This window comes from Streptomyces nogalater (assembly GCF_039532885.1).
Lineage (GTDB): Bacteria > Actinomycetota > Actinomycetes > Streptomycetales > Streptomycetaceae > Streptomyces > Streptomyces nogalater.
The window spans coordinates 15,155-39,021 of record NZ_BAAASM010000018.1 but is presented as its reverse complement, the minus strand read 5'-3'; the positions used below and the strand labels follow the sequence as shown (position 1 = coordinate 39,021).

The following is a 23,867-nucleotide window of genomic DNA, read 5'->3' as shown; positions in this document are numbered from 1 at the left end:
CCTGGTTCACGGCGGCGACCGAGGCGTCCAGGGTCTTCAGGAACGGCACGATCCCGTTGGAGTGCCCGTTCGTCCCCCGGATGTAGGAACCCCGGGCACGGATGCGGGAGTAGGACAGTCCGATGCCGCCGGCGTGCTTGGACAGGCGGGCGACCTGCCGATAGCGGTCGTAGATCGAGTCCAGCTCGTCCAGGGGTGAATCGAGCAGGTAACACGCGGACATCTGCGGGTGGCGGGTGCCGGAGTTGAACAGGGTGGGGGAGGACGGCAGATAGTCCAGGCGGCTCATCAGACCGTAGAGCGAGGCGACCTCGTCCACGGAACGGGCCGTGTCGTCCTCGGCCAGGCCGCTCGCGACGCGCAGCATGAAGTGCTGGGGCGTCTCGATGACCTTCCGGGTGATCGGGTGGCGCAGTAGATAGCGGGTGTACAGGGTGCGCAGGCCGAAGTAGCCGAAGCGGTCGTCGGCGCCCTCCGCCACGGCGGAGTCCACCAGCGCGTCCAGCCGTGCGGCGTGGGTGCGGACGAACTCGGCGGTGCGGTCGGCGATCAAGCCCTCACGGTGACCCACCGCCACCGACTCGGTGAAGGAGGTCACCCCCTGGGTGCGGGCCTCGCGGCGGATGCCGATCGTCAGCAGGCGGGCGGCCAGCCGGGAGTAGGCGGGGTCCTCGGCGATCAGGCCGGCGGCGGCCTCCGTGGCCAGCTCGCGCAGCTCCGCCTCGTCGGCCCGCGCCGACCGTCCGCGCAGCGCGGCGGCGGCGACCCGCCCGGGATCGGCGTCGGGCAGATCGGCCGTCAGCCCGGACAGGGTCCGCAGCAGCGCGGGCTCCGGATCGTGCTGCGGTCGCTCCTCGGTGAGCGCGGCCGGATGGCTTGGAGCCATGGTCACGTGGTGCTCCCTCGTCGGATGGAAACGGGGCCCGGGACACAGGTGTGGCAAGGCGTGGCAAGGCAGCCGCCTGTGCCTGAGGGGCCCGTTGTGCCGTGGGCGTCTCAGGTGGCGCCGAAATCAGGTGGGAGCATACATCTTGTGTCTCCGCTGGCAACGGACCCCAGATGTAGTGTCCGACGGGGTTGTTGGGTGTTCGGACAGCGAGGGAGAACGAGGCTCCCGGGCCAGGCGCGGCAAGGGCTTCGGGGGCTCTTCGGCGTCGTGTGCGGAGGGGGAGCGGCCGGGGTGTCGCCGGTGACTGGGCGGGGTGTGGCGGAGGGGACCGGAGGGGCGGGAGCTCGAAGATGGCCGAAAGTCGTCAGTGCGTTCGGCAGCCCTCGGGACGGCTTGCTCGCACCGTCCCCATGGGTCCCGTTCGCGCCGTAGTACGACGGTCCGCGCCCCACCGCCCACAACGGTCCGTTTGCGTCGTAGTGCGACCGTTCATGTGTGTGTGCCTACGGCTGCTGGACGGCCCGTACCCGGTGTCCGACGGACGCCCCGTACCCCGCGTCCGACGGGCGGCCCGGTCCCGGTGTCGGATGGGCGGCCCGGTCCCAGGGGCGGGCGGGCGGTCCGGCCCCGGCGTTGGGTGGGCGTCGGCTCACTCCTCGAACAGGGCCTCCTGCTCGCCCTGCGCCTTGCTCCGTAGCCGGCGGTTGCGTGCGCCCACCACGAGGGCCGTCGCCGCCGCCGTCACGCCGAGGGCGGCCGGGACCATCCAGCCGCGGTCGAGTACGTGCCCGAGGGCGTGGTCGAGGGAGAGGCGGCCGGGGCCGGTGACGGCCAGGCCGGCCGCGGTCAGGCCCAGGATCGCCGCGTGCTCGTAACCGCCCTCCTGGGCGAAGAAACCGTTGGGCACGTGCACCGCCGCCGCACCGGCCATCCCGCCGGCCGCCGCCGCACCCGCCGCCGGGGTCGCGAGGCCGAGCGCCAGCAGCGTGCCGCCGCCGGTCTCCGCCAGGCCCGCCGCCATCGCGCTCAGCTTGCCGGGCACATAGCCGATGGACTCCATGAACTGGCCGGTGCCCTCCAGGCCGTGTCCGCCGAACCAGCCGAACAGTTTTTGCGTGCCGTGTGCCGCCAGCACCCCGCCGGTGCCCAGCCGGAGCAGCAGCAGGCCCAGATCACGTCGGTCGTAACAGGTCACGGTGACTCCCAGCAGACGGCGGACAGGCTCCCCCCCCCTGGCTCCCCGGAGGTCTGGTTCCCCGGAGGTCCGGTTTCCCGGAGGTCTGGTCCCCGGTGGTTCCCTACCGGTGGTTACCTTGCGGGCTTCCTCCCGGTGTCCCACTCCGGGACCCCCTTGGCTCCAGCCTCGCACCCCCGGTCCCGCCCGGCCCCTCGTGGCTGCCGTTCGGGTGGCGGGCCCGTGGCCGGGGTGTGAGCCTGACGCCATGACAACGACACCGGGCAGGCGTAAGGACCCGTAAGGGCCTGCAAGGGCCCGTAAGGGCCCGTAAGGATCTGTAAGCACCCGTACGGGACTCCCGCCCGCCGGTCACCGAGGCTGCCCGGGGGCTTGTCCTCGCGTGCGCTCCAACTCCTAGCGTCTGGCCCATGACGACCACACGGACGCTGGGACGCAGCGGCATAGAGGTGAGCGCACTCGGCTTCGGGTGCTGGGCCATCGGGGGTGAGCACCGGACCGCCGACGGGCAGCCCGTCGGCTGGGGGAAAGTGGACGACGACGAGTCCGTACGGGCCGTCCGCCGGGCGCTCGACCTCGGCGTCACCTTCTTCGACACGGCCGACTCCTACGGGACCGGGCACAGCGAGGAGATCCTGGGCCGGGCCCTGGGCAAGCGGCGGGACGACGTGGTGCTCGCCACCAAGTGGGGCAACGTCTTCGACCCGGACACCCGCACCCTGACCGGCACCGACGACACCCCGGAGTACGCGCGGCGGGCTCTCACCGCCTCCCTGCGCCGCCTCGGCACCGACCACATCGACCTGTACCAGCTGCACATCGCCGATGCCGACCCCGACCGCGCCGCCGAACTCCGCGACGCCTGCGAGGAGTTCGTACGGGAGGGGCTGGTGCGTGCCTACGGGTGGAGCACCGACGATCCCGCGCGGGCCGCCGTCTTCGCCGAGGGCCCGCACTGCACGGCCGTGCAGCACGCCCTCAACGTCCTGCAGGACGCGCCCCGGTCGCTGGCGCTGTGCGAGCGGCTGGAGCTGGCGAGCGTCAACCGCAGCCCGCTGGCCATGGGCCTGCTGGCGGGGCGGCGCGACGGGGCGCTGGAGGCGGAGGACATCCGTAGCCGGCCGCCCGCCTGGCTCCCGGGGTACGCGTCCGACGGCTCCGGCGCCGACCCGCGGTGGCTGGACCGGATCGACGCCGTCCGGTCCGTCCTCACCAGCGGCGGCCGTACCCTCGCCCAGGGCGCCCTCGCCTGGCTGTGGGCCCGCAGTCCGCGCACCGTGCCGATCCCCGGTTTCCGGACCGTCGCCCAGGCCGAGGAGAACGCCGGGGCGATCGGGAAGGGACCGCTCACCGCCGACCAGCTGACCGAGATCGACCACTTGCTCGACAGGTGAGCGGCACCGCCCAAACCCCCGTAACCCACCCGAAACCCCGGTCATCCGTGGTGACTTGGCGGATCGCGCCGGAACGCGGCGTGATCCGGACCGTACGTCCCTCCGGTCGCGGAACGTCCGCTCGCCGCGGTGTACGGTCCCGGGGTGCGTGAATGTTCCCGGCTCAGCCGGCGTGCCGTCCTCGGGCTGACGGCCGCCGCCCTGCCCCTGTCCACGGCCACCGGGGCCGCCGCGGCCGCCACGGCCGTCGGCGGTGAACGTCTGGCCCGTACCGGCGTCCAGGTGCGCGGCGCCTCGGGGCTGCCCAGGAAGCTCACCGCCCGCGCCTGGCTGATCGCCGACCACGCGAGCGGGGACGTGCTCGCCTCGTTCGACGCGCACCGGCGGCTCGCGCCCGCGTCCACACTGAAGATGCTGTTCGCGGACACCGTGCTGAAGAAGTTCGACCGCGCCCGGCGGTACAAGGTCACCGACGCCGACCTCGCCGACGTCCCGGCCGGTTCCAGCCTCGTCGGCATCAAGCCCGGCATCACCTACACCGTCGAGCAGTTGTGGCAGGGCGTGTTCCTGCGCTCCGGCAACGACGCCGTGCACGTGCTGTCCCACATGAACGGCGGCATCGGCAAGACCGTCGCCGAGATGCAGGCCAGGGCCGAGGACCTGCAGGCCCTGGACACCCATGTGGTCAGCCCCGACGGCTTCGACCACAAGGGGCAGCTCTCCTCGGCGTACGACCTCACGCTCTTCGCCCGGCACGGGCTGAAGGACGCCGACTTCCGCGGTTACTGCGGCACGAAGACGGCCGACTTCCCGGCGGGTGGCAAGAAGACGTTCCAGATCCAGAACACCGACCGTCTGCTGACCGGGGCATGGGGTCTGAAGACATATGAGGGCCTGTTCGGTGTCAAGAACGGCTACACCAGCCATGCCGGCAACACGTTCACCGGCGCGGCCACCCGTGGCGGGCGCACCCTGCTGGTGACCGTGATGCATCCCGAGGCCGGCGGCAACGCCGTGTACGAGGAGACCGCCGCGCTGCTCGACTGGGGCTTCACCCACGGGCGTTCGGCCCGGCCGGTGGGCACGCTGGTGACCGCGCTCAGCGAGGGCGGGGCGAGCGCGAGCCCGGCGCCCGGGCGGCAGGCGGTGCGCGCGGCGGCGGGCGCCCCCGGCACGGTGACCGCCGGCGGTGGCTCCGCCGGCACCGCCGTGGCGGCCGGCGCCGGAGCGCTCGCCCTGCTGGGAGCGGGCGCCTGGGCCCTGCGCCGCCGCCGGACCCGCCCGGCGACACCCGAGGGCGAGAAACCACAACCGCCGACGACACAACGGCCCTGAGCCTGCCCCGAACCTGGCGGCGGCCGGTAAGCGGCGCTGAGCCTGCCATACCCGACGGCGGTCGCAAGTCGCACCGGACCTGTCGTATCCGGCGGTGGTCGCAGTCGCACCGGACCTGTCGTATCCGGCGGCGGTCGCAAGTCGCACCGGACCTGTCGTATCCGGCGGCGGCGGTCGCGAGCGGCGCTGAGCCCTGCCGTACCCGGCGGCGGCAGTAGCAAGCGGTGGCCTGAGCCCTGCCGTACCCGGCGACGGCCGGTAAACGGCCCTGAGCCCTGCCCCGGATCTGGCGGCGGCCGGCAGGCGCACTCCGCCCCCGGCCGCCGCGCATGCCTGCGCGGCGGCCGTTCCCTTGTCCCGGTCCGGCCTCGCGGTGACGCGAGGTGAGCCCCCCAGCTCCGGACCGGTGGAACGGCCGCCGCCTCCCCCTCGGAATGGCCGCGGAACCGTCATGCTCCAACTGTGAAGCTCCGGTGGAGAAAAGTTGAGCATAGGTCAGCAACCGGCCGCAATACCGCGGACGTCCCGGTTCCGCCCGCCGGTGCGGACCGGGTGCGGCTCAGCCCCGTCCGATGTACGGCATCGTCGTCGCCAGCACCGTCGCGAACTGCACGTTCGCCTCCAGCGGCAGTTCCGCCATGTGCCGGACCGTGCGCGCCACATCGGCCACATCCATCACCGGTTCCGGGGTGACCTCCCCGTTCGCCTGGAGTACACCCGCCCGCATCCGCTCCGTCATGTCGGTCGCCGCGTTGCCGATGTCGATCTGGCCGACCGCGATGCCGTACGGCCGCCCGTCCAGGGACAGCGACTTGGTCAGCCCGGTCAGCGCGTGCTTGGTCGCGGTGTAGGCGACCGAGTGCGGGCGGGGCGTGTGCGCCGAGATGGAACCGTTGTTGATGATGCGGCCGCCCCGCGGATCCTGCTCCTTCATCCGCCGGTAGGCGGCCTGGGCGCACAGGAACGCCCCGTTGAGGTTCGTGTCCACCACATGCCGCCAGGCGTCGTACGGCAGCTCCTCGACCGGTACCCCGCCGGGCCCGAAGGTCCCCGCGTTGTTGAACAGCAGGTCCACCCGGCCGAACCGCTCCACGGTCGCCGTGAACAGCGCGTCGACGTCCTCCGGCCGGGACACGTCGGCGGGGACGGCGAGCGAGGCCGCCCCCGGCACCAGTGCCGCCGTCTCCGTCAGCGGCTCGGCGCGCCGGCCGGCCAGTGCCACGGACCAGCCGGCGCGCAGCAGCTCCACGGCGACGGCGCGCCCGATCCCGGACCCGGCCCCGGTCACCACCGCGATCTTCGAGTTCCTGTCAGTCATGCTCCGCAGCGTAGGCGGAGAGTCCGCCATGCGGAATCAGCTGTCCGCCATACGGTTATCCGGAGCCGACGGGCGGCCCGTCGCGCCGCTATACGCCCACCGGCGCCGCGTCCCCCGGATACCGCACCCCGATCCGCTCCCGCACCGCGTCCAGCGTGCGCATCACCGCGAGCGTCCCCTCCAGCGGCACCAGCGGCGACTCCTTCTCGCCCGCCCGCACCGCCCGCATGACCTCCCGTGCCTCGTGCCGCAGGCTGGTGCGCGGACCGTCGGCGGGATCGGCGGCGAACTCCTCCGGGTCCCGGCCCTCACGGTGCAGCACGAACCGCTCGGGGTGGAAGAAGCCGGAGGGTACGTCGATCCGGCCGCGCGTCCCGGTGACCGACGCGGTGGTCCCCGTACCGCCGGTGATCGAGCAGTGCAGCGCGGCCAGCGCACCGCTGTCCCAGGACAGCACGGCCCCCGTCTGCAGGTCGACGCCCTCGGGCGAGAGCACCGCGCTCGCGGCGATCCCGTCCGGCTCGCCCAGCAGCAGCTGCGCGAACGCCACCGGATACACGCCCAGGTCCAGCAGCGCCCCGCCGCCCAACGCCGGGTCGCGCAGCCGGTGCCCGGCCGGGAAGGGCCCGGCGATCCCGAAGTCCGCCTGTACGGTGCGCACGTCGCCGATCGCCCCGTCCGCCACCAGCGCCCTCAGCCGCCGGACCAGCGGGTTGCAGTACATCCACATCGCCTCCATCAGGAAGCGGCCGTGCTCCCGGGCCAGCGCGACGAGTTCCTCCGCCTCGCGCAGGTTCAGCGTGAACGGCTTCTCGCACAGCACGTTCCGGCCCGCCCGAAGGCACAGCCCGGCCGCCGCCCGGTGCGCCGAGTGCGGGGTGGCGACGTAGACCACGTCCACGTCCTGGTCGGCGGCCAGCGACTCCCAGTCGCCGTACGCCCGCTCCGCCCCGAACCGCTCGGCGAACGCCTCGGCCGACTCCCGCCGGCGCGAGGCCACCGCCACGATCTCCGCGTCCGGGAGATCCACCAGATCCGCCGCGAACGCCGCCGCGATCCCTCCGGTCGCCAGGATCCCCCACCGCACGCTCTGCTCCGCCATCGCCGCCCCGCCCTCGCTCGTGTGTGCCTCGGCAGTGTGTACGAGCTGAGAGCATAGGTGCCGGTCGGGTCGGTGACACCGATGTCGGTGATCTCGACGCCACAGGGACCCAAGGCACGGACAGGGAGGGGCAGATGCCGGAGCACGCGGCGACACCGACGCCGGAACAGGACCACCACCCCGCCGCCGCGCCCCCGCAGGCCGGGGGCCCGGGGCGCACCGGCCCCCTCGTCACCCTCCTCCTCGGCGCCCTCACCGCGACCACCCCGCTCGCGATGGACATGTACCTGCCCGCGCTGCCGCAGGTCACCCGCTCCCTGGACGCCCCCGCCGTCACCGTGCAGCTCACCCTGACCGCCTGCATGGCCGGACTCGCGCTGGGCCAGCTGATCGTCGGCCCGCTCAGCGACCGCTGGGGGCGCCGCCGCCCGCTGCGCACCGGGCTCGTCGTCTACCTGGCCGCCACCGCCCTGTGCGCCCTCGCGCCGACCGTCGAGACGCTGATCGCGTTCCGCCTGGTGCAGGGCCTGGCCGGCGCGGCCGGGGTGGTCATCGCCCGGGCCGTCGTACGCGACCTGTACGACGGTGTCGCCATGGCCCGCTTCTTCTCCACCCTGATGCTGATCTCCGGGGCCGCGCCCATCGTGGCGCCGCTCGTCGGCGGGCAGATCCTGCGGGTGACGGACTGGCGGGGCGTGTTCGTGGTGCTCACGGTGATCGGCGCGCTGCTCACCGCCCTGGTCTGGCTGCGGCTGCCGGAGACCCTGCCCCCGGCCGAGCGGCACCGCGGCGGCATGGGCGAGACCCTGCGCGCGATGCGCGGCCTCCTCGCCGACCTGCCCTTCACCGGCTACATGCTCGCCGGCGGCTTCGCCTTCGCCGCGCTGTTCGCCTACATATCGGCCTCCCCGTTCGTCATCCAGGAGATCTACGGCGCCTCCCCGCAGACCTTCAGCCTGCTGTTCGGCCTGAACTCCGTCGGCCTGGTGATCGCCGGGCAGATCAACGGCAAGCTGCTGGTCGGCCGGGTCGGCCTGGACAAGGTGTTCGCGGCGGGCCTGGCGGTGATCGTGCTCGCCGCGGCCGCCCTGCTGCTGATGACCACCGGCGCCTTCGGCGACACCGGACTGGTCCCCGTCGCCGCCGCCCTGTTCGTCCTGATGTCCGCGATGGGCGTCACCCTGCCCAACGCCCAGTCCCTCGCCCTGCTGCGCGTCCGGCACGCCGCCGGCTCCGCCTCCGCGCTGCTCGGCACCTCCTCCTTCCTCGTCGGCGCGGTGGCCTCCCCGCTCGTCGGCGTCGCCGGAGAGCGCACCGCCGTGCCCATGGCCGTGGTCCAGCTGGCCGGAGCACTGGTCGCGGCGGCCTGCTTCGTGGGAATGTGCCGTCCCTGGAGGACACGGGAGACCTCCCGTGCGCACGCGGAGGGAGACGCGAGCTGAGCGCATCGAGACTGCGCGCCGGCACACCGGAACGCGCCGGGCTCGACCCCGTCGGGCTCGGGCACCTGGTCGCCGGGGTGCACGCCCTCACCGCCGGTGAGCGCCCCTGGGCGGCCGGCGCGGTCGTGCTGGCCGGCCGCGGACCCGTGATCGCGGTCGCCGAGGCCGCCGGCTGGGCGGTCCGCTACGCCGGCTGTGATCCGGCGACCGGCACCGGCATCGAGCTGCCGGCCCCCGCCCGGGTCCCGGCCGCCCTCGACACCCGCTTCGACCTGGCCTCCCTGACCAAGCTGTTCACGGCGGTCGCCGCCGTGCAGCAGATCGAACGCGGCACCCTCGGCATCGACGCCCGGGTGGGGGACTACCTGCCCGACTTCCACGCCGCCGCCGAGCACGGCGTCACGGTGCGGCAGCTGCTCACCCACACCTCCGGGCTGCGCCCGGAACTGCCGCTGTACGACTGCCCGGACCACGCCTCGCGGCTGGACCTGCTGCGCGCCGAGGCACCGACGGGCCGGCCGGGCACCTACCGCTACTCCGACCTGAACATGCTGCTGCTCCAGTCCGTCCTGGAGCGGATCACCGGCCGCGCTCTGGACGTCCTGGTGCGGGACGGCATCACCCGGCCGCTCGGCATGACCGCCACCGGCTTCGGGCCCTGCGCCGGCGCCGCGGCCACCGAGGACCAGCGGCGGCCGTGGGCCAAGGCCGAGCGGGGGATGCTGCGGGGCGAGGTCCACGACGAGAACGCCTGGGCGCTCGGCGGGGTCGCCGGACACGCGGGCCTGTTCTCCACCGGGCCCGACCTGGCCGTCTTCTGCCGCGCCCTGCTCGCCGGCGGCTCCTACGGCCCCGCGCGCATCCTCGGCCCCGACTACGTGGAGCTGCTGTTCACCCCGCCCGGCCTGGGCTTCCTGCTGGACCAGCCGTGGTTCATGGGCGAACTGGCGGGCCGCGGCGCGGCGGGCCACACCGGCTTCACCGGCACGTCCCTGGTCCTGGACCCGGCCACCGACACCTTCCTGATCCTCCTGGCCAACACGGTCCACCCCCGCCGCCGCCCACCCGACAGCGCCCCGAGAGCGGCCCTGGCGACGACGCTGGCGAGAGCGGTCGTCTAGGCCGGGCGGGAGGGCGCCATGCCGGGCCGGCCGGACCGGCTGGGCGGGCCGGGAGGACGAAGGTGCCGGGCGCCATAGAATCGCCGGGTGAACGACCCCCTCCGCACGGCCCTGGCCGAACTGCTGGACGGCCTGCCCCCCAAGGAGGTGGCCGCCGCCGTCGACCGCCTGATCGCCAACTACCGCGGCGACACCCCCACCCACGCGCCGATCCTCCGCGACCGCGCCGACGTCGCCGCGTACGCCGCCTACCGCATGCCCGCCACCTTCGAGGCGGTCCGCTCCGCCCTCGCCGCCCTCGCCGACGCCGTCCCCGGCTGGACCCCCGCCGGCCACACCGACGTCGGCGGCGGCACCGGCGCCGCCACCTGGGCCGTGCAGTCCACCTGGCCCGGCGAGCGCGGCGTCACCGTGCTGGACTGGGCCGAACCCGCCCTCGCCCTCGGCCGGCGGCTGGCCGCCGCCCACCCCGTCCTGAAGGACGCCCGCTGGCAGCGCGCCCGGATCGGCGCGGACCTCACCCTGGACGACACCGACCTGGTCACGGTGTCGTACGTGCTCAACGAACTCGCCGAGACCGACCGCGCCGCCCTCGTCGACGCCGCCGCCCGCGCCGCCCGGACCGTCGTGATCGTCGAGGCCGGCACCCCGGCCGGCTACGAGCGCGTCCTGGAGGCCCGCGACCGGCTGGTCCGGGCCGGCTTCCGGATCGCCGCGCCCTGCCCGCACAGCGCCGCCTGCCCCATCGCGCCCGGCACCGACTGGTGCCACTTCTCCGCCCGGGTCGGCCGCTCCTCCCTGCACCGCCAGGTCAAGGGCGGCTCACTGGCGTACGAGGACGAGAAGTTCTCCTACGTCGCCGCCACCCTGCTGCCCGCCGAGCCGGCCCCCGCGCGGGTGGTCCGGCGCCCGCAGCTCCGCAAGGGCCAGGTGCTGCTCGACCTGTGCGAGGCCGAGGGCCGGCTGCGCCGCGGCACGGTCACCAAGCGCCACGGCGACCTGTACAAGGCCGCCCGGGACGCCGACTGGGGCGATGCCTGGCCGCCGTACGGCTCCGCGTCGTAGCCCGCCGCCCCGGCTTGTTACTTTCGGTCCCATGGTCCCCAAGCCCGCCCCCGACGTCACCCGCCGCAGCGAGAAGTCCCGCCGGGCGATCTACGCCGCCGCCCTGTCCCTGGTCGCGGAGGTCGGCTACCCGAAGACCACCGTGGAGGGCATCGCCGCCCGCGCCGGGGTCGGCAAGCAGACCATCTACCGCTGGTGGTCCTCCAAGGCGGACGTCCTGCTGGAGGCGTTCCTGGACCTCGCCGACCAGACGGCCCGCCCGGCCGGGCCCGAGACGGCCGGACCCGAGACCGCCGGCATCCCGGACACCGGCGACCTGGCCGCCGACCTCAAGGCGGTGCTGCGGGCCACGGTGGACGAACTGCTCGACCCCCGCTTCGACGCCCCGGCGCGGGCGCTGACCGCGGAAGGCGTCGTCAACGAGCAGCTCGGCCGCGTCTTCGTGGCCCGGCTGCTGGAACCCCAGCTCCAGCTGTACGTCGCCCGGCTGCGCTCCGCCCAGGACGCCGGGCACGTACGGCGCGACGTGGACCCCCGGATCGCCCTGGAGCTGTTCGTCTCGCCGCTCGCCCAGCGCTGGCTCCAGCACACCGGCCCGATCACCCACGACTACACGGACACCCTGGTCGACTACGCCCTGTACGGCCTGGCACCGCGTTGACCGCCCGCACCCCTGACGGTGACAGTGGGCCACTCGCCTGCGGCGGCCCCCCGGTCCACGCGAAGATGGGACGATAAGGCATGCTGTCCGCTACACCAGCGAGGCGAGGGGATAGATGAGCGGGACGTTCGGCGGCCGGCCCGGCCGGCAGGGCAAACTCTCCCAGTGGCTGCGCGGACGCCGCCCGAAGGAGGACGCCGCCGGCGACGGTGGCCGCGAGGCCCTGCTGCTCGCCGCCGCCGGCGCGGGTCTCCCGCTCGCCCCGGCCGCGCACCCCGCGCCTGGGTACCGCTGCTCCTGCGACCGCGTCGGCTGCCCCACCCCGGCCCGCCACCCGGTGTCGTTCGCCTGGCAGACGCAGTCCACCACCGACCACGCCCAGATCGAGCGCTGGGCCCGGCACCAGCCGCAGGCCAACTTCATCACCGCCACCGGCATGGTGCACGACGTGCTCGACGTGCCCCTGGAGGCCGGCCGGGAGGCGCTGGAGCGGCTGCTCGGCGCGGGCGTCGAGGTCGGCCCGGTCGCCGAGAGCGACGACGGCCGCATGCTGTTCTTCACCCTCACCCGGGGCACCCCGGAGGACGAGGACGAGTGGTGGCCGTGCGAGCTGGACTGCCACCCCGAGACGATGGACGAGCATCCCGGCCTGCGCTGGCACTGCCGGGGCTCCTACGTCCTCGTACCGCCCGCCCGGCTGCCCGGCGACGACCAGCGGGTGCGCTGGGTGCGCGGCCCGGAGCACCCGCTGCCCGATCCGCTGAGCCTGCTGGAGGCGCTCACCGACGCCTGCGCCCGGCACGGCGTCGAGGCCGACCACCCGGGCGCCGCCTGGCCCCTGCGCCACTGACCGACGCCCCGGGTCCGTGTGACCGACGCCCCGGCCCCACATGGCCGACGCGCGCCCCGGCCGATCGCGCCGGCCGGCCCGCCCCGGTTCAGGCGCCCTGCGCCGACGTCAGTCCCTGCACCCGCCCCAGCATCCGCACCGGACCGTCGCCGGCCGGGTCGAGCACCACCTCGTTGGCGACGGACTCCATCGTCAGCGACTGCTTCACCTCGCCCTTGATCAGGGCCCGCACGTCCTTGTTGGGGATCGGCACGGTGGCGCCGGTGGCGGCGGTCCGCTTCTCGTAGTGGTGCGTGGTGAAGAACACCAGCGCCCCGCCGTCCGCCGTGCGCAGCGCGAGCGGCGCGTAGGCGCCGTGGGTGAGCGGTTCGTCGATGAACTGCCGGACCAGACCGGGCTTCTCGGCCTCCTTCTTCCGGGCGGCGCGCAGCCCGCTGGTGTCGCGGCCGTCCGCGAAGGCCTTCCCGCCGTTCTTGAGATAGGCCGCGTACGTCTTGCTCAACGCGTCGGGGCGGACGGCCAGTTCCGGGGAGTCGGCGGGCACGGCCTCGGCCCAGCCGTCCGCGTCCTTCTCGAACTCCGGTACGGTCCCGGGCGCCATGAGGGTCAGATAGGCCACCCGCCACCGCTCACCGAGGTCGCCTCGGGTGAACACGAGCACCCAGCGGACGTCGCCGCCCTTGTTGCCCCGGGCGTCGGCGACGAACCAGCGGGGCCAGCCGGCCTTCTTCGGGATCGTGATCTTCACGTCCGTCAGGGTCAGCGGGGTGTGGGCCGGGTTGCCGGAGGGGCTGTTGACATGCCCCGCCCTCAGCCGGGCGGAGTCGATGGCGGCGAGGGCACCGGTGACGTAGGGGGCGTCGACGGAGCTGTCGTAGGCCTTGTCGGCCTTGTTGTACGCGTCCGTGAACGCGGTGACGGCCTTGACGGCCTCGGCGCGGGTGGCGGCGGGGAGCACCTCGCGCTCCCCGTGCACCACCACGCACCCGCTCACCGTCAGCGACAAAGCGGTCAGCGCGGCCGCTATGAGTGCGTTACGGTCACGCCTGCGAGGCCGCCGAGGGCTGCGTTCCCTGGTCATCGGGCTCCTTCACCTTCCCCTTCCCGGAGGCGAACCCTACCGGGGAGAGGAACAGCGCGAGCACCGGGACCAGATACAGCGCCCACACCGTGACCTGGACGACCGTCGGATCCGGCTGGAAGTTGAACACGCCCTTCAGCAGCGTGCCGTACCAGCTGTCCGGCGGGATGGCGCCGCTGATGTCGAACGCCAGGTTGTTCAGGCCCGGCACCCAGTCGGCCTCCTGGAGGTCGTGGAAGCCGTACGCCAGCACGCCCGCCGCGACCACGACCAGCATCCCGCCGGTCCAGGTGAAGAACTTCGCCAGGTTGATCCTCAGCGCGCCCCGGTAGAACAGCCAGCCCAGCAGCACCGCCGTGGCCAGGCCCAGGGCGACCCCGACCAGCGGGCGCGGGGTGCCGTCGGAGGCGGCGTGCACCGACGCCCACACGAACAGCGCGGTCTCCAGGCCCTCCCGGCCCACGGCGAGGAACGCGGTGGCGACCAGCGCGCCGGTGCCGAGCTGCAGGGCCGCGTCCAGCTTGCCGTGCAGCTCCGACCGCAGGTTCCGGGCGGTGCGCCGCATCCAGAACACCATCCAGGTCACCAGGCCCACGGCGACGATCGACAGGGAACCGCCGAGCGCCTCCTGCGCCTGGAAGGTCAGCTCCTGCGAGCCGAACTCCAGGGCGCAGCCGAAGCCCATGGCGATGGCGATCGCGACACCGATGCCGGCCCAGATGGGCTTGACGGCGTCCCGGCGGCCGGTCTTGACCAGGTAGGCGATCAGGATGCAGACGACGAGCGACGCCTCCAGCCCTTCGCGCAGGCCGATCAGGTAGTTGGAGAACACGGGCTACGCCTCCTTCGAGAACAGCGTCCGGCCCCACCAGTCGCCGGAGGTCCGGACGCCGGGCGGGATCGCGAAGACCGCCGAACCCACGTGCTGGATGTACTCGTTGAGCGCGTCGTGCGCCGCCAGCCTGCGCTGGAGCGGGATGAAGCCCTTGCGCACGTCCCGCTGGTAGGCGAGGAAGAACAGGCCCGCGTCGAGCCGGCCGAGGCCGTCGGTGCCGTCGGTGAAGGAGTAGCCCCGGCGCAGGATGGTGATCCCGTTGTTGGAGTCCGGGTGCGCGAGCCGGACGTGCGCGTCCGGCTTCATCGCCTTCAGGAACGGCTCGTCGTGCTCCTTGGCCTTGCCCACCGGGGCGCCCTCGCGCTTGTCCCGGCCGAAGACGTCCTCCTGCTCCTGGAGCGAGGTCCGGTCCCAGGTCTCGATGTTCATCCGGATCCGCCGGGCGACCAGGTACGACCCCCCGGTCATCCACGGGGGACCGTCCCCGTCGCCGACCCAGACGTGCTGCTCCAGCCGGTCGGTCTCGGTGCCCGCGATGTTGCGGGTGCCGTCCTTGAAGCCGAAGAGGTTGCGCGGGGTCATCGCGCCCGGGGTGGTGGAGGAGGTCTTGCCGAAGCCGAGCTGGGACCAGCGCACGGCCACCTTGCCGAAGCCGATGCGGGCGAGGTTGCGGATGGCGTGCACGGCCACCTGCGGGTCGTCGGCGCACGCCTGGACGCACAGGTCGCCGCCGGTGCGGGCGCGCTCCAGGTTGTCGCCGGGGAACTTGGGCAGGTCGACCAGGGCCTCGGGCCGCTTGTCCGCCAGACCGAACCTGTCGAACAGCGACGGCCCGAACCCGATGGTCAGCGTCAGCCGGGACGGCTTGAGCCCGAGCGCCTCGCCGGTGTCGTCCGGCGGGGCCTCGGCGAGCCCGCCGTAGGCGCCCGCCCCGACCGGCTTGCCGGCGGTCATCCGGCGGGCCGCCTCCGTCCAGTCCTTGAGCAGTTGGACGAACGCCTCGCGGTCGTCGGTCTTCACGTCGAACGCGGCGAAGTGCAGCCGGTCCTGCACCGGGGTGGCGATGCCGGCCTGGTGGACGCCGTGGAACTCCACCGCGCCGCCCGCCCCGTCGGCGGCCGGGTCCACGTCCTCGCCGGCCTGGGCCATCGCCACCGCCCCGCCGGCCACGGCGGCCCCGAGTGCGAGCCCGGCACCGCCCCAGCCGATCAGCGCCCGGCGGGACGGATTGCTCCCCTGGGTCTCGGTCATCGCCCTCCCCTTGCCTACTTCACGACCGCGGCGGCGAGCTTGGACAGCGGCTCGGCGAGCGCGTTCACCGCGTCCGACAGCTCCTTGCGCTGGTCCTTGCCGACCTTGTCGTAGGAGACGAAGTCGTACGAGGTCTTGTCCGAGCGGTACTTGTCGAGGAGCGCGTCCAGCGCCGCGAACTGCTTGTCCAGTTCCTTCGTCAGCGCCGGGTCGTTCTTCGCGGCGACCGGCTTCAGCAGCTCGTAGGCCTTCCGCGCGCCCTCGACGTTGCCCTTGAAGTCGACGAGGTCGGTGTGGGCGTAGCGGTCCTCCTCGCCGGTGACCTTGCCGGTGGCGACCTCGTCCAGCAGTTCCTTGGCGCCGTTGGCCATGGAGGTCGGGGTGATCTCGGCCTTCCCGACGCGCTTCTGCCAGTCCTTGAGGTCCGTCACCAACTGCCCGGCGAGGGCCTTCTCCTCGGCGCCGATCTTCTTGTCCTGCCAGAGGGCCTTCTCCAGCCGGTGCCAGCCGGTCCACTTCTGTCCGGGCTCCAGGCCGTCCTCGCGGACGTCCACCTTCGGGTCGATGTCACCGAAGGACTCGGCGACCGGCTCGGTGCGCTCCCAGCCGAGACGGGACAGGCCGTAGGCCTTCTTCGCCGCCTGGAGGTCGCCGTCCTGGACGGCCTTCGCGAACGCCTCGGCCTTCGGCAGCGTCTCGTCGGCCTGGTCCTGGGCGTACATGCGGTACTGGGCGACGGCCGTGTCCAGCCTCGGGTCGCGCTTGGCGGTGGCGCCGCCGCCGGTCACGATCAGCTTCTGCCGGACGCCGTGGCCCTTCATGCCGGGCCGGCAGGCGATCTCGTAGGAGCCGGCCTTCACCTCGGCGGTGAGGGTGTACTTGGTGCCCGGCCCGATGTTCTCCTTCTCGGAGACGATCCGGTCGTCCGGGAAGAGGATCTCGACCTCGGTCGCCCGCGAACCCTTGTTCTCGATCTTCAGCGTGACCTGGCCGGCCGGCACGGACGTGCGGGAGGTGTCGCACGCGGAGTCGGCCGCGGTGACCTGGATGGCGTCACCGTCCTTGGCGTCGCTCTTCGAGGTGCACGCCGAGAGGGCGGTCAGAGCGGCCGCGGTCACGGCGGCGGTGACGGTCAGTCGGACGGCTCGCATGCAGGCTCCCAGCGCGATTCGTGTGGTGAGGCTGCCCTAACTTACCCGAGGCTTACCACGCCCGTACCCGCGCGTTCGGTGATTCGGCTCTCACGGCGCGCGCACAGACACGACTTGATTGCGGAGTCGCAAAGCGGACATCACACCACGGCAAAGAGAGGGTCAAAACGCCCGGTGCGGCCCCCGGCGGACCCCGCGGTGCTTCAATGCCCGGGTGACCGACTACGACGTACTCCGCGTCTTCTGCGGGCCGGACGGCGGCTACGGCAACGAACTGGGTGTCGTCCGCGACGGCTCGGCGCTGCCCGGGCGCGACGACCGGCAGGCACTGGCCGCCAAGCTCGGCTTCAGCGAGACCGTGTTCGTGGACGACCCCGAGCGCGGAGTGATCGACATCTATACGCCCACCCTGCGCCTGCCCTTCGCCGGGCACCCCTGCGTGGGCACCGCCTGGCTGCTCGACGTGCCCGAACTCGTCACCCCCGCCGGTGTGGTCGGCGCCCGCCAGGACGGCGAGTTCAGCTGGATCGAGGCCCGCGCGGAGTGGGCGCCGCCGCGCACCCTGCGCCGGTACCGGAGCGCCGCAGAGGTGGACGCGCTACCCGTGCCGCCACCGGGCGAGCGGAGCGAGATGGGGGTCCCCCCGGACGAAGTCTGGGGAGAAGCGAGATGGGGGTCCCCCCGGACGAAGTCTGGGGGAGAAGCGAGGTGGGGGTCCCCCCGGACGAAGTCTGGGGGAGGAGCGAGATGGGGGTCCCCCCGGACGAAGTCTGGGGGAGGGTGTACGCCTGGGCCTGGGAGGACGAGGCGGCCGGGCGGATCCGGGCCCGCGCCTTCCCCGGCCGGGACGACGGGACCGGCGAGGACGAGGCCACCGGCGCGGCGGCGCTGCTGCTCACCGACCTGCTCGGCCGGGCCCTGAACATCGTCCAGGGCCGGGGCTCGCAGATCCTGACCGCGCCCCAGCCGCACGGCTGGACCGAGGTCGGCGGCCGGGTCCGTCTGGAGCGCTGACCCCCGCGGGCACCCGGCGCCCGGGCTCAGGGGAGGGTCAGGATGTCCGCGCCGGTGTCCGTGACCACCAGGGTGTGCTCGAACTGGGCGGTGCGCTTGCGGTCCTTCGTCACGACCGTCCAGCCGTCGTCCCACATGTCGTACTCGTGGGTGCCCAGCGTCAGCATCGGCTCGATGGTGAACGTCATCCCCGGCTGCATCACCGTCGTCGCGTGCGGGCTGTCGTAGTGCGGGATGATCAGCCCGGAGTGGAACGACGAGTTGATGCCGTGCCCGGTGAAGTCCCGCACGACGCCGTAGCCGAAGCGCTTGGCGTACGACTCGATGACCCGGCCGATGACATTGATCTGCCGGCCAGGCCTCACCGCCTTGATCGCCCGGTTCAGCGACTCCCGGGTGCGCTCCACCAGCAGCCTCGACTCCTCGTCCACGTCGCCGACCAGGTACGTGGCGTTGTTGTCGCCGTGCACCCCGCCGATGTACGCCGTCACGTCCAGGTTGACGATGTCGCCGTCCTTGAGGACCGTCGAGTCGGGGATGCCGTGGCAGATGACCTCGTTGACGGACGTGCACAGCGACTTGGGGAAACCGCGGTAGCCGAGCGTGGACGGGTAGGCGCCGTGGTCGCACATGTACTCGTGGGCGACCTTGTCCAGCTGGTCCGTGGTCACCCCCGGCGCGATGATCTTCGCGGCCTCCTCCATCGCCCGCGCGGCGATACGGCCGGCGGTCCGCATCGCCTCGATGGTCTCGGGCGTCTGCACCTCCGGCCCGGTGTACGGCGCCGGCGCGGGCTTGCCGACGTACTCGGGGCGGCGGATGTTTCCGGGAACCGAACGGATGGGAGACAGCTCCCCTGGTACGAGCAGCGACTGGCCAGACATGCCAGCGAGTCTAACCAGCGGGCGTGGGGGAACATGTCGGTGGCGAGAGGAGCTGTCCATGGCCCTGTTCAAGAAGCGCACGGCCGGCAAACCGGGCGAGTGGTACTACTGCCTGGAGCACCGGAAGGTCGAGGAGGGCCCGGACTGCCCGGGCAAGGACCGCTTCGGACCGTATGCCTCCCCCGAGGAGGCCCGGCACGCGATGGAGACCGCCGCCGAGCGCAACCTCCGGTGGGAGAACGACCCGCGCTGGCACGACGCGCCGTCCGGCGAGCGGGCCGACGAGGACTGACCGGGCCGTATCCGGCTACGGGGGCGCGCCGCTCCCGCTCCGGCGTCCGCACCGCGTGCCCGTTCGTCCACGCGTCGTACGTCATCGGCCCCGGCAGACACCGCCCCGGCAGCCCCCACCGCGCCCGCGCACGCCGGACCGCCGGACCCGACCGGGGCCCGCACCCCCGCCCAGGCGGCCGTGGCACCGGCCCGCACCCCGCCGAGCCGCGGGCCGACCGAGTACGACGGCAGCTCGAAACGGGCGAGCCGGCCGCGCAGCTCGTCCGGGACCGTCCGGCTCCACACGGCCGGCCGGAACACCCCGCCGGCCCCGTCGGAGCCGCCGCCGACGGTCGGGGACAGCGGGGCGAGGCCCAGGTCACCACGGGGCGGGCGGCGGAGCCGTCAGGGCTTCCGTCAGACGGCACAGGCGGTCCCGGAAGCCCCGGCGGGCCCGGGGCGGCCCCGCGTTCTCGCCGGCCGCCGCGCTCACCAGGTGCTGGACGGAGTCCAGGTCCAGCTCCGCCCCCTCCGGCACGGCCAGCGTGTCGTGCGCCATCGCGGCCAGCTCGCTCCCGCCCGCGCCGCCCAGCGCCAGCACCGTCACCCCGGCCCGCCGGGCATCGTGTACCCGCTCCAGCAGCGACGCCGGTTCCTCCGGCGCCACCACCAGCAGGGTCTCCCCGCGCCGCGCCGCCGAGATCCGGCCCGGCCCGACCGCCAGATGCGCGGGGTCGGACGGGCGGGCGTGCTGTCGTACCAGCGTCGGCGCCAGCTCGGGCGTGCCCGACCAGGCCGCCTCGTCCACCAGATGCGCGGCCAGGTGCCAGGGCTCGTACTCCGGCGTGCCCGCCAGCAGCAGCCCGCCCCCGTGCGCCACCACCGACCCGCGCAGCACCCCCGCGAACCTCCGGGTGGCCCCCAGCCACTCCGTCCCGGCGAGCACTTCCCGCAGCAACGCGACCCGTACGGCGTCCATGTGGCCGAATCCTGCCGCAACGGGCCACTCGTGACCCGGAGTTCACCGGGAATTCGCCCGACCCGGGGAAAAGGCGCCCCATGCGGGTCCCGCAGGAGACCCGCAGGAGACCCGCGAGACCCGTGCGCGACCCGAGCGACCCGTACGAGACCCCGAGCGACCCGCGCGCGGCCCATGCGCTTCCCGTCCGTGCCCCCGCCCACGCCCCGCCCCCCGCCCCGTCCGTGTCCCGTCCCCGCCCCGTCCGCCACCGAGGAGTCGCCCCATGACCGACGTGACCGTCGCCCCGACCGATGTGACCGTCCCCTTCCGCGCGGGCCGCGAGGGCTACGCGAGCTTCCGCATCCCCGCCGTCGTCGCCACCAGGGCCGGTACCCTGCTCGCCTTCTGCGAGGGCCGGGTCGGCTCCGCCGCCGACCACGGGCACATCGACATCGTGCTGAAGCGGTCCACGGACGGCGGCCGGACCTGGGGCCCGCTCCAGGTCGCCGCGAGCAACGGCGCCGACCTCGCCGGCAATCCCGCCCCCGTCGTCCTCGACACCGGCCGCATCCTGCTCGTCCACATCCGCGCCGCCGCCTCCGCCACCGAGGCCGCCATCGTGCGCGGGCAGGTCCCGGACGCCGACGGGCGGCGGGTGTGGGTGCAGCACAGCGACGACGACGGGGTGACGTGGTCCGCGCCCAGGGAGATAACGGCGCAGGTGAAACAGCCGGGCTGGCGCTGGTACGCCACCACCCCCGGCCACGCCCTCCAGCTGACCACCGGCCGCGTCCTCGTCCCGGCCAACCACACCCTGCCGCCCACCGGCACCGACACCGGCGCCGAGGCCAAGTACAACGGCGGGCACTGCCTGCTCAGCGACGACCGCGGCGAGACCTGGTACCTCGGCTACCTCGACGACAACACCGACGGCTACGTCAACGTCAACGAGACCACCGCCGCCGAACTCCCCGACGGCCGCGTCTACCTCAACGCCCGCAACGACTCGCCGTCCCCCGGCAACCGCGCCGACGCCCACTCCCCGGACGGCGGCAGGACGCTCCTGAAGCCCTTCCGCCCGCAGGCCGGCCTGACCGCACCCGTCTGCGAGGCCGCCGTCCTCCAGCTGCGCGACCCCGACCTGCTGCTGTTCTCCGCCCCCGCCGACCCCGCGGGCGCCCGTGCCCTGATGACGATCCGCGTCTCCCGCGACGGCGGCACCACCTGGCGCCCGGCGTACACCGCCGACGGACTGCCCGCCGCCTACTCCGACCTGGTCCGCGTCGACCGGCACACGGTCGGGCTGCTGTACGAGACGGGCGACTTCGGCACCTACGAGACGATCACCTTCCGCCGGGTGCCGGTACGGCGGCTGACCTGAGCCGGTGCCCCGGCCGGCCCGGACGTAGAGTCGGGCCATGACCTCTACCGACAGCGCACAGAAGGCCCCCGCCAAGGACCCCTGGGACCTGCCCGACGTCTCCGGGTACACCGTCGGCGTGCTCGGCGGCACCGGGCCGCAGGGCAAGGGCCTCGCCTACCGGCTGGCCCGGGCCGGCCAGAAGGTGATCATCGGCTCCCGCTCCGCCGACCGCGCCCAGGCCGCCGCCGCCGAACTCGGCCACGGCATCGAGGGCGCCGACAACGCCGAGGCCGCGCGCCGCAGCGACATCGTGATCGTCGCCGTACCGTGGGACGGCCACGGCGACACCCTGAAGGCGCTGCGCGCGGAACTGGCCGGCAAGCTCGTCGTGGACTGCGTCAACCCGCTCGGCTTCGACAAGAAGGGCGCCTACGCCCTCAAGCCCGAGGAGGGCAGCGCCGCCGAGCAGGCCGCCGCGCTGCTGCCCGAGTCCCGGGTCACCGCCGCCTTCCACCACCTGTCGGCCGTCCTGCTCCAGGACCCGGAGACCGAGAGCATCGACACCGACGTCATGGTCCTCGGCGAGCAGCGCGCGGACGTGGAGATCGTGCAGGCCCTGGCCGGCCGCATCCCCGGCATGCGCGGCATCTTCGCGGGGCGGCTGCGCAACGCCCACCAGGTGGAGTCGCTGGTAGCCAACCTGATCTCCGTCAACCGCCGGTACAAGGCGCACGCCGGGCTCCGCGTGACCGACGTGTGAGCGGTCGGAGCCCATGGGGGACACTGGTCGGCGAAGCAGTTCCGAGCAGTGTCCCCGACAGGAGCCCCCCGTCATGCCCCGCATCGCCCTCTACACCCTCGTCGTCTGCGTCCTCGCCGTGGCCGCGGCGGTCGTCTCCTTCGTCCAGGGCAGCTGGCTGGGGATCGTGTGGGTGCTGCTGGCCGGTCTGTCGTCCAACATGACCTGGTACTACGTCCGGCGCGCCCGCATGGAGGCCGCCGCCCGGGACACCTCGGCGTCCGTCACGAACTGAACGAGTCCGTCACGAACCGAACGAGCAGATCGCCGGGCTCTCCTGCCAGAAGCGGTACCGGGCGTCGCCGCAGTACTGGGAGAAGGTGTCCACGTCCAGCGCCCGCAGCACCGCGTCGACCACGTCGAAGAACACGCCGTTGACCGACGGCAGCCACAGCACCGCGAACACGAACAGCAGCCCGAACGGGGCGAACGGCTCCACCTGCCGCCTCACCTTGTACGACAGCCACGGTTCGAGCACGCCGTAGCCGTCCAGGCCCGGCACCGGCAGGAAGTTCAGGATCGCCGCCGTCACCTGGAGCAGCGCCAGGAACGCCAGCGCGAACCGGAAGTCCGCGGGCACGCCGTCCAGCGCGTCCAGCCAGAACGGCGCCGTGCACACCGCGGCGAACAGCACGTTCGTCAGCGGACCCGCCGCCGAGATCAGGCTGTGCCGCCAGCGGCCCCGGATCCGGTTCCGCTCGATGAACACCGCGCCGCCGGGCAGACCGATCCCGCCCAGGATCACGAACAGCACCGGGAGCACGATGCTCAGCAGCGCGTGCGTGTACTTCAGCGGGTTCAGCGTGAGGTAGCCCTTCGCGCCGACCGTGATGTCCCCGCTGTGCAGGGCGGTGCGCGCGTGCGCGTACTCGTGCAGGCACAGGGAGACGATCCAGGCCGCGGTCACGAACAGGAACACCGCGACGCCCGGCTGCTCGGCGTACCCGGTCCAGGTGGCCCAGCCGGTCACCGCCGTCACGGCCAGGATGCCGACGAACACGGGACTGACCTGCCGGTCGCCGGGGCGGGTGGTGGCGGTGGTCATGCATCGGCTCCTGTGGTGACGAGGGACGGGGACAAGGCTCCCGGAAGATCCGAGAGCATACGGGGAAAACGTCTCGCCGTCGCCGCCGGGTTCCTGGAAGGCCGGCGGGATGGCACGGATCAGGGTGTTCTACGAGGACTGGCAGATGGAGTGCTGCGGGCGGCCGTTCGCGGCGGGCGACGAGGTGGTCTGGCCGCTGGTCGCCGTGGGCACGCCGGAACGCCGGGACGAGTGCTACGGGGCCGAGGCGTGGGTGGAGAACCACGGCGACCGGACCCGCCCGACCACCGGCCGGGTCCGCGCCGTCGAGCTGGTGCGCCAGGAGTACGTGGTCCACACGGACCAGCGCGCCCGCGAACGCCTCGACCGGGCCGCGGCGGCCACGCGGAGCGAGGGGCTGGTCATCCTGCCGTCCCCGTACCGCTGGGAGGCGGTGCCCGGCGCGTACACCCTCCAGGCCGCCGACAGCTGCCCGAAGTGGTTCGAGCCCCAGGGCCCCGGCCCCGGCCCGGGCCCCCACCGGACGCACCGCACGGTCGGCGCCCTAGTCACCCTGGAGACCACGAGGGGCGACCGCCCCTGACAGCGGGGCCCGCGGCATGGGCGAAGCCGCCGGGGCCCCGCCCGCGACACCGCCAGACCCTCGCCGGTACCGGCAGACCACCGTCGGGGCCGCGCCTGCGACACCGGCAGACCGCCGTCGGCGACCGCCCCCGGCACCGGCCCCGTCCGGCGCCGCCCCGGCGGCCTCTCCGGTCGCGCCCGGCGGGCGTGGCCCCACCGATTCGACGGCCGTCACCGGCGGGCGTCGCCTCCGTCAGGCCGCCGGCCGGCTTCG

At 73.6% G+C, this 23,867-nt stretch carries 23 protein-coding genes and 2 pseudogenes; 14 read left to right on the top strand and 11 right to left on the bottom strand.

Annotation, left to right across the window (positions count from 1 at the left end; genetic code table 11):
• Positions 1 to 892, bottom strand: an 892-nt coding sequence (locus tag ABD350_RS14980; protein WP_425584189.1) for a ribonucleotide reductase N-terminal alpha domain-containing protein, incomplete at its 3' end; no start/stop codon positions are given.
• 646 nt (positions 893 to 1,538) lie between these two features.
• Positions 1,539 to 2,084: a DoxX family protein gene (locus tag ABD350_RS14975; protein ID WP_344348549.1), complete on the bottom strand. Its 546-nt coding sequence runs from the start codon at positions 2,082 to 2,084 to the stop codon at positions 1,539 to 1,541.
• A 410-nt stretch (positions 2,085 to 2,494) separates the two neighbouring features.
• Between ABD350_RS14975 and ABD350_RS14970 the strand changes: the two genes are divergently transcribed.
• Both ABD350_RS14970 and ABD350_RS14965 read left to right on the top strand, forming a co-directional pair.
• Positions 2,495 to 3,478 (top strand): aldo/keto reductase, encoded by a 984-nt coding sequence (locus ABD350_RS14970; RefSeq protein WP_344348548.1) that lies wholly within the window; start codon positions 2,495 to 2,497, stop codon positions 3,476 to 3,478.
• Between the two features lie 144 nt (positions 3,479 to 3,622).
• The gene (locus tag ABD350_RS14965; RefSeq protein WP_344348547.1) at positions 3,623 to 4,813 is read left to right on the top strand and encodes a D-alanyl-D-alanine carboxypeptidase family protein; all 1,191 of its coding nucleotides are present in this window, start codon (positions 3,623 to 3,625) and stop codon (positions 4,811 to 4,813) included.
• A 559-nt stretch (positions 4,814 to 5,372) separates the two neighbouring features.
• Here ABD350_RS14965 and ABD350_RS14960 read toward each other — a convergent pair.
• Together ABD350_RS14960 and ABD350_RS14955 are read right to left on the bottom strand one after the other, a co-directional pair.
• Positions 5,373 to 6,131, bottom strand: coding sequence for an SDR family oxidoreductase (locus ABD350_RS14960; RefSeq protein ID WP_344348546.1), 759 nt, complete (start codon positions 6,129 to 6,131; stop codon positions 5,373 to 5,375).
• Positions 6,132 to 6,219: 88 nt separating this feature from the next.
• Complete coding sequence (locus tag ABD350_RS14955; RefSeq protein WP_344348545.1) at positions 6,220 to 7,233, bottom strand: Gfo/Idh/MocA family protein; 1,014 nt, start codon at positions 7,231 to 7,233, stop codon at positions 6,220 to 6,222.
• Between the two features lie 134 nt (positions 7,234 to 7,367).
• Between ABD350_RS14955 and ABD350_RS14950 the strand changes: the two genes are divergently transcribed.
• The 5 genes from ABD350_RS14950 to ABD350_RS14930 all read left to right on the top strand — a co-directional run bounded on the left by ABD350_RS14950 (position 7,368) and on the right by ABD350_RS14930 (position 12,372).
• Complete coding sequence (locus ABD350_RS14950) at positions 7,368 to 8,675, top strand: multidrug effflux MFS transporter (protein ID WP_344348543.1); 1,308 nt, start codon at positions 7,368 to 7,370, stop codon at positions 8,673 to 8,675.
• Complete coding sequence (locus tag ABD350_RS14945; protein ID WP_344348542.1) at positions 8,615 to 9,796, top strand: serine hydrolase domain-containing protein; 1,182 nt, start codon at positions 8,615 to 8,617, stop codon at positions 9,794 to 9,796. The genes ABD350_RS14950 and ABD350_RS14945 overlap by 61 nt, the downstream gene beginning before the upstream one ends.
• 87 nt (positions 9,797 to 9,883) lie before the next feature.
• On the top strand, positions 9,884 to 10,861 hold the full coding sequence (locus ABD350_RS14940) for a small ribosomal subunit Rsm22 family protein (protein WP_344348541.1): 978 nt from the start codon (positions 9,884 to 9,886) through the stop codon (positions 10,859 to 10,861).
• Positions 10,862 to 10,892: 31 nt separating this feature from the next.
• Positions 10,893 to 11,522, top strand: a complete 630-nt coding sequence (locus ABD350_RS14935) for a TetR/AcrR family transcriptional regulator (RefSeq protein WP_344348540.1) — start codon at positions 10,893 to 10,895, stop codon at positions 11,520 to 11,522.
• 115 nt (positions 11,523 to 11,637) lie between these two features.
• Complete coding sequence (locus tag ABD350_RS14930; protein ID WP_344348539.1) at positions 11,638 to 12,372, top strand: bifunctional DNA primase/polymerase; 735 nt, start codon at positions 11,638 to 11,640, stop codon at positions 12,370 to 12,372.
• A gap of 88 nt (positions 12,373 to 12,460) precedes the next feature.
• Here ABD350_RS14930 and ABD350_RS14925 read toward each other — a convergent pair whose 3' ends face one another.
• From ABD350_RS14925 to efeO, 4 genes are read right to left on the bottom strand one after another with little or no spacing between them, the layout of a single operon-like run.
• Positions 12,461 to 13,453 carry an SCO2278 family lipoprotein gene (locus ABD350_RS14925; protein ID WP_344348537.1) on the bottom strand — a complete coding sequence of 331 codons (993 nt, stop codon included), beginning with the start codon at positions 13,451 to 13,453 and terminating at the stop codon, positions 12,461 to 12,463.
• A complete protein-coding gene (efeU, locus tag ABD350_RS14920) occupies positions 13,413 to 14,285 on the bottom strand; it encodes an iron uptake transporter permease EfeU (protein WP_344348535.1) in 873 nt (290 codons plus the stop codon). Before efeU ends, ABD350_RS14925 begins: the two co-directional genes overlap by 41 nt.
• Positions 14,286 to 14,288: 3 nt before the next feature.
• Positions 14,289 to 15,539, bottom strand: coding sequence for an iron uptake transporter deferrochelatase/peroxidase subunit (gene efeB / locus ABD350_RS14915; protein ID WP_344348534.1), 1,251 nt, complete (start codon positions 15,537 to 15,539; stop codon positions 14,289 to 14,291).
• 14 nt (positions 15,540 to 15,553) lie between these two features.
• Positions 15,554 to 16,690 carry an iron uptake system protein EfeO gene (efeO, locus tag ABD350_RS14910; RefSeq protein WP_344348533.1) on the bottom strand — a complete coding sequence of 379 codons (1,137 nt, stop codon included), beginning with the start codon at positions 16,688 to 16,690 and terminating at the stop codon, positions 15,554 to 15,556.
• Between the two features lie 214 nt (positions 16,691 to 16,904).
• On the opposite strand from efeO, the pseudogene ABD350_RS14905 reads away from it, so the two are divergent.
• Both ABD350_RS14905 and ABD350_RS14900 read left to right on the top strand, forming a co-directional pair.
• Positions 16,905 to 17,312, top strand: a pseudogene (locus tag ABD350_RS14905) (PhzF family phenazine biosynthesis protein); the annotation flags it as partial.
• Between the two features lie 158 nt (positions 17,313 to 17,470).
• Positions 17,471 to 17,704 (top strand): annotated as a pseudogene (locus tag ABD350_RS14900) (PhzF family phenazine biosynthesis protein); the annotation flags it as partial.
• A gap of 26 nt (positions 17,705 to 17,730) precedes the next feature.
• Here ABD350_RS14900 and map read toward each other — a convergent pair.
• Complete coding sequence (gene map / locus ABD350_RS14895) at positions 17,731 to 18,588, bottom strand: type I methionyl aminopeptidase (RefSeq protein WP_344348532.1); 858 nt, start codon at positions 18,586 to 18,588, stop codon at positions 17,731 to 17,733.
• A gap of 58 nt (positions 18,589 to 18,646) precedes the next feature.
• Between map and ABD350_RS14890 the strand changes: the two genes are divergently transcribed.
• Entirely contained in the window at positions 18,647 to 18,880 is a 234-nt protein-coding gene (locus ABD350_RS14890) for a hypothetical protein (protein WP_344348530.1), read from the top strand.
• 360 nt (positions 18,881 to 19,240) lie between these two features.
• Here ABD350_RS14890 and ABD350_RS14885 read toward each other — a convergent pair whose 3' ends face one another.
• On the bottom strand, positions 19,241 to 19,840 hold the full coding sequence (locus ABD350_RS14885) for a hypothetical protein (RefSeq protein WP_344348529.1): 600 nt from the start codon (positions 19,838 to 19,840) through the stop codon (positions 19,241 to 19,243).
• A 265-nt stretch (positions 19,841 to 20,105) separates the two neighbouring features.
• Here ABD350_RS14885 and ABD350_RS14880 point away from each other — a divergent pair, with 265 nt between their 5' ends.
• Genes ABD350_RS14880 through ABD350_RS14870 form a run of 3 tightly spaced genes read left to right on the top strand, consistent with a single transcriptional unit; the run spans position 20,106 to position 22,219 of the window.
• Positions 20,106 to 21,203: a sialidase family protein gene (locus ABD350_RS14880; protein ID WP_344348528.1), complete on the top strand. Its 1,098-nt coding sequence runs from the start codon at positions 20,106 to 20,108 to the stop codon at positions 21,201 to 21,203.
• A 37-nt stretch (positions 21,204 to 21,240) separates the two neighbouring features.
• Positions 21,241 to 21,945 (top strand): NADPH-dependent F420 reductase, encoded by a 705-nt coding sequence (npdG, locus tag ABD350_RS14875; RefSeq protein WP_344348526.1) that lies wholly within the window; start codon positions 21,241 to 21,243, stop codon positions 21,943 to 21,945.
• A gap of 13 nt (positions 21,946 to 21,958) precedes the next feature.
• Positions 21,959 to 22,219: a hypothetical protein gene (locus tag ABD350_RS14870; RefSeq protein ID WP_344348525.1), complete on the top strand. Its 261-nt coding sequence runs from the start codon at positions 21,959 to 21,961 to the stop codon at positions 22,217 to 22,219.
• Positions 22,220 to 22,228: 9 nt separating this feature from the next.
• Here the strand turns inward: ABD350_RS14870 and ABD350_RS14865 are convergent, their stop codons facing one another.
• Positions 22,229 to 23,029 carry a site-2 protease family protein gene (locus ABD350_RS14865; protein WP_344348524.1) on the bottom strand — a complete coding sequence of 267 codons (801 nt, stop codon included), beginning with the start codon at positions 23,027 to 23,029 and terminating at the stop codon, positions 22,229 to 22,231.
• Between the two features lie 109 nt (positions 23,030 to 23,138).
• On the opposite strand from ABD350_RS14865, the gene ABD350_RS14860 reads away from it, so the two are divergent.
• Positions 23,139 to 23,612 carry a DUF6578 domain-containing protein gene (locus ABD350_RS14860; RefSeq protein WP_344348523.1) on the top strand — a complete coding sequence of 158 codons (474 nt, stop codon included), beginning with the start codon at positions 23,139 to 23,141 and terminating at the stop codon, positions 23,610 to 23,612.
• Positions 23,613 to 23,867 lie beyond the last annotated feature (255 nt).

What these genes read in the sequence shown, in the direction of transcription:
- ABD350_RS14970 (WP_344348548.1), top strand. Translation starts at nt 2,495, where the DNA reads ATGACGACCACACGGACGCTGGGACGCAGCGGCATAGAGGTGAGCGCA.
- ABD350_RS14960 (WP_344348546.1), bottom strand. Translation starts at nt 6,131, where the DNA reads ATGACTGACAGGAACTCGAAGATCGCGGTGGTGACCGGGGCCGGGTCC.
- ABD350_RS14955 (WP_344348545.1), bottom strand. Translation starts at nt 7,233, where the DNA reads ATGGCGGAGCAGAGCGTGCGGTGGGGGATCCTGGCGACCGGAGGGATC.
- ABD350_RS14950 (WP_344348543.1), top strand. Translation starts at nt 7,368, where the DNA reads ATGCCGGAGCACGCGGCGACACCGACGCCGGAACAGGACCACCACCCC.
- ABD350_RS14935 (WP_344348540.1), top strand. Translation starts at nt 10,893, where the DNA reads ATGGTCCCCAAGCCCGCCCCCGACGTCACCCGCCGCAGCGAGAAGTCC.
- ABD350_RS14930 (WP_344348539.1), top strand. Translation starts at nt 11,638, where the DNA reads ATGAGCGGGACGTTCGGCGGCCGGCCCGGCCGGCAGGGCAAACTCTCC.
- ABD350_RS14925 (WP_344348537.1), bottom strand. Translation starts at nt 13,453, where the DNA reads ATGACCAGGGAACGCAGCCCTCGGCGGCCTCGCAGGCGTGACCGTAAC.
- efeB (WP_344348534.1), bottom strand. Translation starts at nt 15,539, where the DNA reads ATGACCGAGACCCAGGGGAGCAATCCGTCCCGCCGGGCGCTGATCGGC.
- efeO (WP_344348533.1), bottom strand. Translation starts at nt 16,690, where the DNA reads ATGCGAGCCGTCCGACTGACCGTCACCGCCGCCGTGACCGCGGCCGCT.
- map (WP_344348532.1), bottom strand. Translation starts at nt 18,588, where the DNA reads ATGTCTGGCCAGTCGCTGCTCGTACCAGGGGAGCTGTCTCCCATCCGT.
- ABD350_RS14890 (WP_344348530.1), top strand. Translation starts at nt 18,647, where the DNA reads ATGGCCCTGTTCAAGAAGCGCACGGCCGGCAAACCGGGCGAGTGGTAC.
- ABD350_RS14885 (WP_344348529.1), bottom strand. Translation starts at nt 19,840, where the DNA reads ATGGACGCCGTACGGGTCGCGTTGCTGCGGGAAGTGCTCGCCGGGACG.
- ABD350_RS14880 (WP_344348528.1), top strand. Translation starts at nt 20,106, where the DNA reads ATGACCGACGTGACCGTCGCCCCGACCGATGTGACCGTCCCCTTCCGC.
- npdG (WP_344348526.1), top strand. Translation starts at nt 21,241, where the DNA reads ATGACCTCTACCGACAGCGCACAGAAGGCCCCCGCCAAGGACCCCTGG.
- ABD350_RS14870 (WP_344348525.1), top strand. Translation starts at nt 21,959, where the DNA reads ATGGGGGACACTGGTCGGCGAAGCAGTTCCGAGCAGTGTCCCCGACAG.
- ABD350_RS14865 (WP_344348524.1), bottom strand. Translation starts at nt 23,029, where the DNA reads ATGACCACCGCCACCACCCGCCCCGGCGACCGGCAGGTCAGTCCCGTG.
- ABD350_RS14860 (WP_344348523.1), top strand. Translation starts at nt 23,139, where the DNA reads ATGGCACGGATCAGGGTGTTCTACGAGGACTGGCAGATGGAGTGCTGC.